Origin of the sequence: Bacillus sp. FSL K6-2865 (genome assembly GCF_040311405.1) — a bacterium.
GTDB classification, from domain to species: Bacteria; Bacillota; Bacilli; order Bacillales; family Bacillaceae; genus Bacillus; species Bacillus velezensis.
Genome location: NZ_CP152036.1, coordinates 2,033,675 through 2,044,980 on the forward strand (window position 1 = coordinate 2,033,675; position 11,306 = coordinate 2,044,980).

Here is an 11,306-nt window from a genome sequence, read left to right on the forward strand (position 1 = left end):
CCGGTTTCATTGCATAAATCGGTTTACTCCGGCAATTTAAATGTCTGAATACTATGAAATGAGAGGGGGATTTTATGTTCTCAAAAGATAGATTCCCTATTCTTCTTCTTTTATTTTCAGCCGGGGTGATTAACTATTTAGACCGCTCAGCGCTGTCTATTGCAGCGCCGTTCATACAGCAGGATCTCACATTGTCGGCAACCCAAATGGGGCTGATTTTCAGCAGTTTTTCTGTCGGATACGCTGTGTTTAACTTTCTCGGCGGTGTTGCATCTGACCGGTATGGGGCTAAATTGACATTGTGTACGGCGATGATCGTTTGGTCTCTTTTCAGCGGAGCGGTTGCGCTTGCTTTCGGATTTGTAAGTCTATTGATTATCCGTGTTTTATTCGGTATGGGGGAGGGGCCGCTGTCGGCTGCCATAAGCAAAATGGTCAACAATTGGTTTCCTCCGTCTCAGCGCGCCACGGTCATTGGCCTGACAAACAGCGGCACGCCGCTCGGCGGGGCGATTTCCGGCCCGATTGTCGGGATGATTGCTGTGGCGTTCAGCTGGAAAGTTTCCTTTGTTCTGATCATGATCATCGGTTTAGTCTGGGCGGTCATCTGGTTTAAATTTGTCAAAGAACGGCCGGCGCCGACGGAAGACGCCCCGGCAATGAAAGCGGAGATTCAACCGCATGAGCAGCATATCCCGATGACCTTTTATTTGAAACAAAAAACGGTTCTCTTCACGGCTTTTGCCTTTTTCGCTTACAATTACATCTTATTTTTCTTCTTAACATGGTTTCCGAGCTATCTGGTGAAAGAACGCGGTTTAAGTGTTGAATTTATGAGCGTGGTGACTGTTATTCCCTGGATTCTTGGATTTATCGGTTTGGCGGCAGGCGGAATGATTTCTGATTATGTATTCAAAAAAACCGCCGGAAAAGGGGTTTTGTTCTCACGGAAAGTCATTCTTGTCACTTGTCTGTTCGCTTCCGCTGTACTGATCGGATTTGCCGGACTTGTTACCACTACCGTAAGTGCCGTTATTCTCGTTGCTTTATCAGTCTTCTTTTTATATATAACGGGCTCTATCTATTGGGCGGTGATTCATGATGTGGTTGATCAAAGGAATGTCGGATCAGTCGGCGGCTTTATGCATTTTCTTGCAAACACGGCCGGTATTATCGGGCCTGCTTTAACCGGCTTTATCGCGGACAAAAGCGGATCATTCTCCGGGGCGTTTTTGCTTGCAGGCGGATTAGCCGTTTTGGCCTCGGCTGCGGTAATCCGTTTCGTGCGCCCGATTATCATTCAAACCGCTTCTGAAGATAATAAAGACACGATACCTTATTCATAAGTCATCAAAGCCACTGAGGCTGTCCTGCCGATAACGGGATGGCCTTTTCGTTCTGCCGCTTGATCTGTTCCTATGATAATATAGGAATTGTTTACAAAAGAAGGGAAGAGGAGGGGACATGAAACAGAAGCCGATATATGTCGAAATCAATATTGCATCTGATATAGAAACGCTTTGGGAATATACGCAAAACCCGCATCTTCATAAGGAATGGGATCTGCGGTTTTCTGACATTACATATCTTCATAGGCTGCCAGATGAACCGCAGAGATTTCTATATGAAACACGAATCGGTTTTGGGCTGAAGGTATCCGGCACGGGCGAATCAATAGGTGACATAAGGCTTCGCTCGTCAGAAAGAGTGTCTTCGCTCGCTTTTGCCTCTGATCATCCGCTGTCACTTATAAAAGAAGGCAGAGGCTACTGGAAGTATATAGAGCGGGATAACGGACAAACCGCATTTTTGACTCAATATCAATATGAAACGGCCCGCGGTCTGCCGGGAAGTTGGATAGACCGGTTTTTATTTCGTCCTCTGCTAAGCTGGGCTACCGCATGGAGCTTTGATGCGTTGCGGCTTTGGATAGAACAAAACAGACATCCGAAGATATCAGGCCGTTTCGGGTTTGTCTATGTCTTTATGTGTCTCGTATTCAGTCTGTATTGGTTTTTTCAAGGCTTTCATGATGGCTGTGCCGATGCAGAGATCGTGAGGGGAGCGCTGGAGACAGGGTTAGGGGTATTATGGCTGCTTCCCATGCGGAGAAAGTGGCTGATTCACACCGGGCAGTCAGTCTTCTTTTGTGTAACGGCACTGCTATATTCGGGCGGCGGATTCGTGATCTCATTAGGAGTGCTTACGATAGCCGCAATGATTCTTAAGCCTAAGCTGCCGAGCGCCTGGCATACAAAACCGAGCGCCTGGCATACAAAACGAAAGAGAGAAGTGAAATGACGGATTCAATGTATGAAAAAGCGATTACTCATTATCAATCACTGCACCCGATGCTGCAGAAACGGTACAGATTTGACGGATCACGCACGTTTTGCGGAGAAGGAGTTATGTCAGAAATAAAGGGAGGTTCTTTTCTTGTCAGAATGCTTTTAAAGACAGGTGTTTTTTTCAGATGTTTTTTCTCAGAGAGGGGAAACGATATCCCTTTCACTATCGAAAACAAAAACAGGCAAAATGGCGTGGAATGGAATCGTACCTTTTTCTTTAAAAGCAAAACGCGTTTTTTTGATGCAGTCATGGAATATGATGAGCGGGAAAACAGAATTCTTGATTACTTCGGCAAACCCCGCATCCTACTGTCTGAACTGCATTTAGAAGCGTCTTCAGACGGAGGGCTTGTTATTACATCCGGAAGGCAGTGGCTCCTGATAGTCGGAAAGAAAATCCCGCTTCCGGCATGGCTGTGCGGCAGTTCAACCGTTTATGAGGCTTATGATGAGGAAATGAATTGCTTCAGCATAAAGGTTCATGTGAAAAACCGGATACTCGGCACGCTTTTCTCTTACCGGGGGACTTTCCGTGAAACAGAGGGGGAAACATGCTGAAGCGTCATCTCATGGTAAGCGTGATTTGCTTTTTGGGATTTGCGGCGGCTGAAGCTCCGTATATATCAGCTGCTGAGACGTTTGTTTTATTTTCCGTACTTTTTTTCGTTCCCGCTGTATTCGATTTTGCTTTTCGGCCGTCAAAGACCTTAGAGAATGTGTTATTACGAAGTTATCCTGTTGCCGCTTTATGTGCGGCGCTTGCGCTTGTCACAGACTTCAGTTTTTTTGCCGTTGTGTGGCTCATTTATACGCTTGGGCTGGCACTGTATGCTGTCCGGCGGCTGATGAAAACAAATATTCACAGAACAGAAGAGATGTCTGTTATGGCGGGTTTCATTTATTTGGCCGGGGGCGGATTCTGGTTCTTCGCATATGTCCTTGAGATTCCCGTTATGAATTTCGGTCCGCTTATCGTTCTGCTGACGGCGGTGCACTTTCACTATTCCGCTTTTCTCATTCCGATCTTTAACGGATTGCTCGGCAGGATCATACGGGAGAAACGGGTTCTTTACAGATGGAGCACGGTCATTATTTTGATTTCGCCGATCCTTATTGCCTTGGGGATTACATTTTCAAAAACACTTGATGTGATTGCTGTCGCTCTGTATCTGGCGGCTCTGTATGTAAATGCATATCTCGTCTTTACGGTGCCGTTTGTTACGAAAACAGGCAGGATCTTGATCAGGAGTTCTTCGGCTGTGTTAATGATCACAATTGCTTTTTCTTTGATATATTCGTACGGTGTCTACCGCGAGGAGGCAATGCTCACGATCAGCCAGATGATTTGGATTCACGGGGCCGTCAATGCATTCGGCGTTATCCTTCCGGCTTTGGCGGGGTGGAGGTTGGAAAATCCGAGACCGTTTGATGAGGGCAGCGAAAGAACGTTCAGCCGTATTTACGGGAAGAGAACGATAGGCAAAGACTTTTTGACTGATATTCATGCAACAAATGACATCCATTATACCGGCCTTCTGGATCAGATGAGAGAACTGCATTCTGAAGACTTTTCAACCCAAAAACTGGCGCCGGCCGTTATTTCCTTTTATGAAGAGACAATTGATTATGACATCATGGCAAAAGTGACGTGGAGCGGATGGTTTCGTCCGTTCGCGCGCGTGTACGAGCCGTTCAGCAGAAGAGCGGGGCAGATTCACCTGTCCATGAATCCGGATTGGTATATCATGCACAGTGATATTATAGGAGTTGACTCTGACAAAGACGGCAGAAAAAATGTCCGTGCGTGGATCAGAACAAATGAAAAGCAGGAAACCGTTTTTACTGCGCTGTATTCAGCGTACAGGGCAAAAGGGGAAGGATACATGAATATCTCTCTTCCGCTGCCGTACGGCCAAATGACGGGCATTTTAAAGCCTTATGCGCGTAAGCAGAATCTTGTTTTGACAAGCAGACGGCGAAAAAGCGGAGCGGGTGATGAAGGGATTTATCTGCAGACGAAATGGGGGACGTGTCATCTTCCGCTGGCAGAGACATTTCTTATTTCAGCCCAGAGCGAAATCAGCCTGAAGGCCGTTCATCATATGTGGCTGTTCGGACTGAAATTTTTAACTGTGCATTATCGGATCACTCATGCTTCCGCAGGTAACCGAAGCAAATAACTAGCTGCAGCGCCGCCTGTTCATCAGGCGGCTTTTTCTCATCTACATGGGTTATATTCACCTTTTTATTTACGAGCTATTTTGCGGCGGATGACACGAAAGGAGCCATGCGCTGGATCTCATTTATTCTCGTGTTAGCTCAGCTGTCAGGGATGAGCCTGAGCGGTTATGTTGTCAGTGAATGGGGATGGCACGCAGCATTTTGGATCGGGAGCGGCCTCGGTCTTTGCCTGTCTTTCATGATTCGCGAAATGAAAACGACCGCTATGATTGGCTTCACAATGGCGAGAAAGAAATCAGCTTGTTGTCTTTTCGTTTATGACTAAGCACGCACTGGCTCTGCTAGTGATAGGAACTTTAGTTCGCAGGTGCGGAAACGGGTAACATTAAAGCTGTTTTACTTACTCGCAGCTGTTTTTATTTTTATCATTCCTTTTACCGTCAGCCCGATGGCGCTTTATCTCGTCCAGGTTTTAATAGGTTTATCACTCGGGCATTATTTTTCCTTTGCTGCTTGGAATGTCGATTGAGTCTGTTCCGGCAGACATGAGAGCAACATCGACGGGGGCATACCAGGCGCTTTATGCACTCGGTATTTTCGGAGGACCTTTGGCCGCAGGATTTTTTAATGATTGGCTGGGGTTCAGAGCCGGATTTTATTTCGCGGGGTGCTCGGGCTGGCGACTGTCATACTTGCTCATATGTGGGGAGCCGATGCGAAAAAATCGTCGGAAAAGTGCAGGGAAGATGCGGCAAAGTATTACCAGACATGATTTTTTTATATGCTTGCCTAAAGAAATGATCTCATTGCGAATAAATTTCCCTTCCGTCTCAATAACTAAAGTATACTTAGTTATTGAGACAATAATTCATTCCGTCAAATCACATTACCAAGCACATTGATACATAGATTATAAAATTAAAAACAAGCATTTACAGGAGAGAATACCTCTCAAGATAAATAATTAATGGATTAATTGTTGTATTTTGGATAATTATAGGGTAAATTGGTAGTGGAAGAACAAACATAAGGAGGGGTGATTTGATGATAAAGCTTAATTCAAGAAACGCAACATGAGTCCAATGGCATATTTGACAAAATTCTGACTCTAACAGTTCGTAGCTGGCCCGTAATAGGGCACAGGAAGAAACTCTCCTAAAAATAACTGGCCTCAAACATTTAGACACCACGAAATAGCTATCAAGCTTAAAATCTAACTTCATCAATAAGAACAAACATAAATAACCCGAAAATGGAAGGAGTATGTTTAAATATGAAGGTGCATTTTAAGTTCTGGTCAATTGCGTTTGTTTTAAGTATTGTTCTTTATGGAATTATCGGGACAGGCCAAGCACATGCCGCCCAAAAAGACAATGCAGCCACAGATATTACACTCGATGCTAAGAAAGAAGAGGTAGCTTCTCAAATAAAAATCTATAATGAAGAAAATAATCAGATTCATCCTTACACGTTGAAGGAATTAAAAGATATGATCAAGCTACAGGAAGAAATGCCGTTGGATGGCTCATTTCATGTTTTATATTCAACATATACAAGCAAAGCCTTTAGTTTCAAATATAACTTTTCAATTGGTGGAGGAACATACGGGAAAGCATTTAAAAACCCTGGTACTTTGTTGATTACCCCGCAAGGGACTGCGAAAAAGTTCTCGGTAGCAGCAAAGTATGACAATGGGAAAGGTGGAGTAGGGGGCCAAGCAGGGAAAGTATCATTACCCGGCGGATGGACAGGCCAGATTCATATGAACTGGACTCATTTGAAAAGAGGAAAAAGCTATCACTTTAACTTTATTAATGACAGCAGCAGTGATGTAACTGTGAAAATTAAGGAAGTAATTGTGTGGTATAACTGGTAAAGAAGAGCAGGCCCTAAAAGGGCCTGCTTTAATTATAGGAGGCTAATAAGCTTCACAGGAAACCTCTGAATACAAAAAAAGAAACCCTTTTGCCTTGTCGGGTTTCGGAACACACAGTTTTTTATTGCTTTGTATCATTTAAATATTTTTGATGTTCCTTTTCCAAGACTTTTCTATCCTCTTTAATAACTTCGATTTTGTATTTCTCTTTTACGTCTTCAGACAAATTGTCATTTAAATATTCTCGCAGCTTCGTCTCGCTTTTGGTTTTATCCATTCCAATTGAAATAACCGGATCTGTTTCTCCGATTCCGTAGCTGACCAATCCGAATTTCTCCCAAGCATTGTCTAACACTTCATCTGGTGTTTTTTGATTACCGTTTACTGCATATAGAGCAATACTAAACATGAATAAAGAAGAGGCTACAACCAAGATTCCAACTACTGTTTTTTTCATCTGTTCCTCCTTTTTCTTGAAAAGTAAATATATCTCTCTTAATCCAAAGTATATCATAGGTTATTTTGATGGCAAAGTCACACCGTACCTCAAAATGTTAAAGAACTGAAACGGTGGGACGAAGAAGTTGCTATAATAGAAGAAAGAGTACAAAGTCATACGTTGTTTTTTTATTCAATTCAGATAAAGTGGAGTTAGCAATAGATCGGCTTTTCGTAGTGGCGTTCGGCTCACCTCCATATCTGGAAAGAAGGGAGGTGAGAATATGGCAGTAGAAAGCGCACTTGGATTGATGTTTCAATTCGGAATCCTCATTGTAGGGATTCTAACGCTTGCCTATAGTTTCTCAAACAAAAAAAGTAAGAACGCCCCAGACTCCTACATCTTGGCGTTCCCACTCATAAACTAGACTTTTGGAAAAAAGCCGACTCCCTTACAGGAGCTATTCTATTGCCGATCGGAGATGTTACCAGCATCTTCGATCTTTTTTATTGTATGCTCTTTCTGTGTATTATATTCACAATATCATCAGAAAGGAGAAATATAATCATGTAATGCTTATTGAATCTATACTGATTGTATCTTTTCGTTGACCGAAAATCAACCGCAAAGATGTGAAGAATACGTTTCCATTAATTAGAATTGTGATAAAATATTAGGTAATGACAAATGAATATGACGCACATCTGATTGGGACTTCTGAAAAAGATTATGAAATAGTACGCATAATCTAAAATCAAAATTCTGAATATTTAAAGAAAGGATGAGGAAGGTGGAAACCAAAAAGATAGAGTTTGAAAAGGTTGCCCAAAGTCTTAATGAATGGTATACAGTTATCAAGCAAAACAATATCCCTAAAGCAACAGCAATGAGGGGAAAAATTGTTAAAGCATTACCTGACATGGAAGAAAATCAGAATGTGTTGCTGTACTTCAATCTCATAGATTCACGATTTAAACTCATGACTGAAAACTATAGGGAATCAGGTCATCTACTTGGAAAAGCAGATTATGAAACATGTACAGATGACATGATTCAATATTATTTTTATCTCTTTAATGGCCTGTATAACTTCTATCAGAAGGATTTTATCGAAGCAATTAACTTTTACAAAATCGCTGAAAGCAGACTCAGCAAAGTACCCGACGAAATAGAGAGGGCAGAATTCCATTATCAAACTGCGATTGCCTACTATGAAATTCGCCAGAACTTTTTCTCGCTCAACCATGCTGAAAAAGCGCTAGAAAGTTTCAGAGCAGTCGATAATTACACCAATCGTGTAATCAAATGCACCATGCTCTTTGCCATGAATAAAGTTGACCTACAGCAATGGGAGCAAGCGATCAGTTTGTATAAAAACGCAATACATATCGCTCAAAAAGTTAAAGACGGGCTTTCAGAAGGTTTAGGGCATTTTAATCTAGGTGTATGCTATGAAAGACAGGAACGCCTTGAATTAGCCAAGGAAAGCTTTTTAAGGGCTTTGGATATTCCTGAACATTGCGATTCCGTCTATTCCATTCGCTCAATGTACATGTTGAGTCGTGTTTTTTACAAATTAGGATCAATTGAATCAGCGCGGGTATGGAGAAGTAAAGCACTTGCATATGCTGATAAAGTAAACGAAGAAGTATACAGGGCAAAATTGAACCTCATATACTTTGTATACGATGCGACTGATCATGAGTCCTTTGATTTGAATATGAATGTACTGAAGGGGAAAAACTTGTGGTCGGATGTCGCTGACCTGTCTCTAAATGCAGCATTGTATTACAAAAAGCAGGAAAACGCTGATCTGTCATCTAAATACTTTGAGGAAGCTTGTACTGCTAAGGATCAAATAATAAAGTTTACGGAGGCGTTGTCATGAAAAAACGTACTGTTTTAATTACTGCTGCTATTCTCGGACTGCTTCTTGTGTCAGGAAATGATTATAGGACAAAAGAAAACGGATGGCTCGGCATATCAAATGGTTTCCAAACAGCCGAAAATGGAGCACTGGGATAAGAAGAAAAACGGATAAAAAGATCGCTGATAAAAGTATTTTAAGCCGGCCAAAGTGCCGGTTTTTTAATGAGAGAATGTCAGCTGCCAACCTTTATGTTAAAAGCCTTAATTAAGGGCTTATTTTTTGGACACTAATGAGTGAAAACTGCGAACATGAAAGGAGAGCTTATATATGAGTGCATCTAAAGAGCTTTATGCTTCTATGGGATGGAGTGAGCCGAAAAAGAAAGAAGACCCAATTTTTAAAGTCGGCCAACGGTTTACAATAAATTACGGATTTCAAAAAAACCTGAAAGGCACTTGGGAAATCATAAATGACAGTGACTCTCCACACTATGAATGTGTTAAAATTTTAAAAAACGGCAAGCTTTCAAAAGGGGAAAACTTAAACTGCAAAAGACACTTTGATGTATCATTCATAAAACAAGCACTCGAACATTCAAAACTTTAAACAAGCATAAGAGGAGAGAAAAACAATGATTCAAGAACAAAGGTACATTAAACGAGTTATATGGTGAGGGAAAATACTAGTTTGAATACATCGCACAAGGCAAAGATGCTTGTTTATGCTTGGTATCAGCTCAAAATCGATTTGAGCTAGTTCGGCTGCATAATCAAAAGGCGGAAATAAAAGTTAGCATAGATGCCAAATTCAATCCTGAGAAAATCAGGACAGATATCAAGTTAGTTATTGTTTTCACTCCATATGTTTTTGATTGCCTAAAAGGGACGTTGTACTCTTTACAATATTTATTTGCTTGTTGGCTTCCTGCATGTCTTTCAGTGAAAGGCGTAATAACTATAACAGCATCACTTTTCCTTACAGCAGAACTAATCTTCACTCCACTTTCATCACCTCTTAATAACTGATGATTGATGCCAGCTGAACCGAATAATTTTTTAAAATTTTCCTGTGTTTCGGTTGCGCCCATTATTGTCACAGTTTTATCCTTTAGTCTCCCCTCAAAAGGATCTGAAGCAGCAGTCTGTTCAGCAGATTCTTTCTTTGCAGATCTTGAAGACGAAGAAGGGCTGGTGACAAACGAAAGCGAAGAATGGTTATGATTATGTCTCCATACAATCTGTAATTTCTTTTCAGACATAAGATAGGCTACATCTACGATTGAACCCTCAGTCAAATTAAATTTTTCTTTTGTGTAATCGTTAATAAATAGGGATTTCTCCTGACCGTCTATGTGAATAGGGCCATCCAAAGCGCTTTGTTGTACAATTAGTTGATTATTCACAGCTTCTACAATGCAGTATCTAAATTCTCTTCTATCTGGTTCAATTCCATCTATATTGATTTTTTTGTAAAGCGAAAAATCATATCTTCCATCAACCTCTGCAGGATCAACTTGAATGATATCACCTGAAGCTATTTCAAGATCCCGAATTACGGTTTCTGGAATAAACAAAGAGGGGCGTGACTCTGAAAGTGATTGAAGTTCTCCGCCAACTGCTTTTCTTTGAAATTCATAAAGTGATTGGTTAACTATTTCATCTTTTTCATTAGTTGAGCTTTGATCGTTTTCGACAGATAATGTTTCCTCGACAGTCTGACTCTCAGGATCAGGGTCTTTATTTTCTAACGGCTGAATCCTTTGTAATATATCAAGCAACTCTAATCTTTCCTCAATCATTTGTTTTGATTGGGAAAAGTTATGCTTGTCTAACTCTTCAGCTATGCATTTCACTTCACTTTGAACAAAATTAAAGAGTTCCTTATACATAAAAGCACCTCAGTTTATGATTATACTTATATCATATAGGAAGTTGATTTAACCCTCAAATAGCTATAAGACACGGTTTGGGAAGAGGAGAAGGTTTTGGGCTATTACGATTAAACCTCTTGTATTCTATCAGTACATGTTAACAAGAATTATGAGTCTATCAAGCTCTGATTTGTCCATTATCTATATCCATTTTCCGAATAAATGCAAATATATTGTAAGATTAATTAAGATTCTCATTGTAAACACTTTCTTAATATGGTAATTTTGATTTGTAATACCAAATAAACCCTAATCAGAAGGAGAGATTTCATTGAAAAAGAAGGTTCTTGCTTCAATTGTATTAGGTATAGGTTTTCTAGGAGGACAAGCTGCTTTTGCCAGTCAGTCGAACGATGTCAATCATGGGGAAGTTAATCTGGACGAATCAAGAGATTTAATGAGCGCCATGAAGCTTACTAAATCAACACCGGGCGGGGGTACTTGGTATCATGGCTTCGAAAAAGGCCAAGTTCATTCCAATTACAATCATAAGAAAAAGACTCACAAATCAAGTGCTGCGGCTGGAGCAAGATTCTATGAATCTAAATGGAAGAAAAAAGATGAAGGGTATACCTACGCTGCCGTGTATCAAACCCTTTTTGGAAACAAGGCTTTTTGGGATACAAAATAAAGAAAACGATAGCAAAGTGATTTTTTAATTT

The 11,306-nt window shown here is 41.0% G+C and carries 14 protein-coding genes and 1 pseudogene; 13 read left to right on the forward strand and 2 right to left on the reverse strand.

Translation table 11 applies throughout. From position 1 onward, the window contains the following. The first annotated feature begins 74 nt into the window (after positions 1 to 74). The 8 genes and pseudogenes from NYE42_RS10130 to NYE42_RS10165 all read left to right on the forward strand — a co-directional run bounded on the left by NYE42_RS10130 (position 75) and on the right by NYE42_RS10165 (position 6,405). On the forward strand, positions 75 to 1,346 hold the full coding sequence (locus NYE42_RS10130) for an MFS transporter (RefSeq protein WP_352426990.1): 1,272 nt from the start codon (positions 75 to 77) through the stop codon (positions 1,344 to 1,346). A gap of 118 nt (positions 1,347 to 1,464) precedes the next feature. Further along, entirely contained in the window at positions 1,465 to 2,301 is an 837-nt protein-coding gene (locus NYE42_RS10135; protein ID WP_352426991.1) for a hypothetical protein, read from the forward strand. Further along, positions 2,298 to 2,906 carry a DUF4166 domain-containing protein gene (locus NYE42_RS10140; protein WP_060561630.1) on the forward strand — a complete coding sequence of 203 codons (609 nt, stop codon included), beginning with the start codon at positions 2,298 to 2,300 and terminating at the stop codon, positions 2,904 to 2,906. Before NYE42_RS10135 ends, NYE42_RS10140 begins: the two co-directional genes overlap by 4 nt. Next, positions 2,900 to 4,528, forward strand: a complete 1,629-nt coding sequence (locus tag NYE42_RS10145) for a YndJ family protein (RefSeq protein ID WP_342497471.1) — start codon at positions 2,900 to 2,902, stop codon at positions 4,526 to 4,528. The genes NYE42_RS10140 and NYE42_RS10145 overlap by 7 nt, the downstream gene beginning before the upstream one ends. A gap of 107 nt (positions 4,529 to 4,635) precedes the next feature. Then, a complete protein-coding gene (locus NYE42_RS10150; protein WP_144664862.1) occupies positions 4,636 to 4,854 on the forward strand; it encodes an MFS transporter in 219 nt (72 codons plus the stop codon). 220 nt (positions 4,855 to 5,074) lie between these two features. Continuing rightward, positions 5,075 to 5,146 (forward strand): annotated as a pseudogene (locus NYE42_RS10155) (hypothetical protein); the annotation flags it as partial. Positions 5,147 to 5,160: 14 nt separating this feature from the next. After that, the gene (locus NYE42_RS10160; RefSeq protein ID WP_186314451.1) at positions 5,161 to 5,301 is read left to right on the forward strand and encodes a hypothetical protein; all 141 of its coding nucleotides are present in this window, start codon (positions 5,161 to 5,163) and stop codon (positions 5,299 to 5,301) included. Positions 5,302 to 5,802: 501 nt separating this feature from the next. Then, positions 5,803 to 6,405 (forward strand): hypothetical protein, encoded by a 603-nt coding sequence (locus NYE42_RS10165; RefSeq protein ID WP_199021961.1) that lies wholly within the window; start codon positions 5,803 to 5,805, stop codon positions 6,403 to 6,405. A 121-nt stretch (positions 6,406 to 6,526) separates the two neighbouring features. Here the strand turns inward: NYE42_RS10165 and NYE42_RS10170 are convergent, their stop codons facing one another. Continuing rightward, on the reverse strand, positions 6,527 to 6,862 hold the full coding sequence (locus NYE42_RS10170) for a hypothetical protein (protein WP_031379082.1): 336 nt from the start codon (positions 6,860 to 6,862) through the stop codon (positions 6,527 to 6,529). A 265-nt stretch (positions 6,863 to 7,127) separates the two neighbouring features. On the opposite strand from NYE42_RS10170, the gene NYE42_RS10175 reads away from it, so the two are divergent. The 4 genes from NYE42_RS10175 to NYE42_RS10190 all read left to right on the forward strand — a co-directional run bounded on the left by NYE42_RS10175 (position 7,128) and on the right by NYE42_RS10190 (position 9,320). Next, entirely contained in the window at positions 7,128 to 7,271 is a 144-nt protein-coding gene (locus NYE42_RS10175; protein ID WP_219622380.1) for a putative holin-like toxin, read from the forward strand. Positions 7,272 to 7,634: 363 nt separating this feature from the next. After that, positions 7,635 to 8,732 carry a Rap family tetratricopeptide repeat protein gene (locus NYE42_RS10180; RefSeq protein ID WP_232321919.1) on the forward strand — a complete coding sequence of 366 codons (1,098 nt, stop codon included), beginning with the start codon at positions 7,635 to 7,637 and terminating at the stop codon, positions 8,730 to 8,732. After that, a complete protein-coding gene (locus NYE42_RS10185) occupies positions 8,729 to 8,869 on the forward strand; it encodes a hypothetical protein (RefSeq protein WP_186314450.1) in 141 nt (46 codons plus the stop codon). Before NYE42_RS10180 ends, NYE42_RS10185 begins: the two co-directional genes overlap by 4 nt. Before the next feature lie 172 nt (positions 8,870 to 9,041). Then, a complete protein-coding gene (locus NYE42_RS10190; protein ID WP_144664859.1) occupies positions 9,042 to 9,320 on the forward strand; it encodes a hypothetical protein in 279 nt (92 codons plus the stop codon). Between the two features lie 163 nt (positions 9,321 to 9,483). Here NYE42_RS10190 and NYE42_RS10195 read toward each other — a convergent pair whose 3' ends face one another. Beyond that, a complete protein-coding gene (locus tag NYE42_RS10195; RefSeq protein WP_199021962.1) occupies positions 9,484 to 10,602 on the reverse strand; it encodes a DUF2325 domain-containing protein in 1,119 nt (372 codons plus the stop codon). A 313-nt stretch (positions 10,603 to 10,915) separates the two neighbouring features. Here NYE42_RS10195 and NYE42_RS10200 point away from each other — a divergent pair, with 313 nt between their 5' ends. Further along, on the forward strand, positions 10,916 to 11,275 hold the full coding sequence (locus NYE42_RS10200) for a lactococcin 972 family bacteriocin (protein WP_199021963.1): 360 nt from the start codon (positions 10,916 to 10,918) through the stop codon (positions 11,273 to 11,275). Positions 11,276 to 11,306 lie beyond the last annotated feature (31 nt).

Coding starts and splice junctions, on each gene's coding strand:
- NYE42_RS10130 (WP_352426990.1), top strand. CDS start 75: ATGTTCTCAAAAGATAGATTCCCTATTCTTCTTCTTTTATTTTCAGCC.
- NYE42_RS10135 (WP_352426991.1), top strand. CDS start 1,465: ATGAAACAGAAGCCGATATATGTCGAAATCAATATTGCATCTGATATA.
- NYE42_RS10140 (WP_060561630.1), top strand. CDS start 2,298: ATGACGGATTCAATGTATGAAAAAGCGATTACTCATTATCAATCACTG.
- NYE42_RS10145 (WP_342497471.1), top strand. CDS start 2,900: ATGCTGAAGCGTCATCTCATGGTAAGCGTGATTTGCTTTTTGGGATTT.
- NYE42_RS10150 (WP_144664862.1), top strand. CDS start 4,636: ATGCGCTGGATCTCATTTATTCTCGTGTTAGCTCAGCTGTCAGGGATG.
- NYE42_RS10165 (WP_199021961.1), top strand. CDS start 5,803: ATGAAGGTGCATTTTAAGTTCTGGTCAATTGCGTTTGTTTTAAGTATT.
- NYE42_RS10170 (WP_031379082.1), bottom strand. CDS start 6,862: ATGAAAAAAACAGTAGTTGGAATCTTGGTTGTAGCCTCTTCTTTATTC.
- NYE42_RS10175 (WP_219622380.1), top strand. CDS start 7,128: ATGGCAGTAGAAAGCGCACTTGGATTGATGTTTCAATTCGGAATCCTC.
- NYE42_RS10185 (WP_186314450.1), top strand. CDS start 8,729: ATGAAAAAACGTACTGTTTTAATTACTGCTGCTATTCTCGGACTGCTT.
- NYE42_RS10190 (WP_144664859.1), top strand. CDS start 9,042: ATGAGTGCATCTAAAGAGCTTTATGCTTCTATGGGATGGAGTGAGCCG.
- NYE42_RS10195 (WP_199021962.1), bottom strand. CDS start 10,602: ATGTATAAGGAACTCTTTAATTTTGTTCAAAGTGAAGTGAAATGCATA.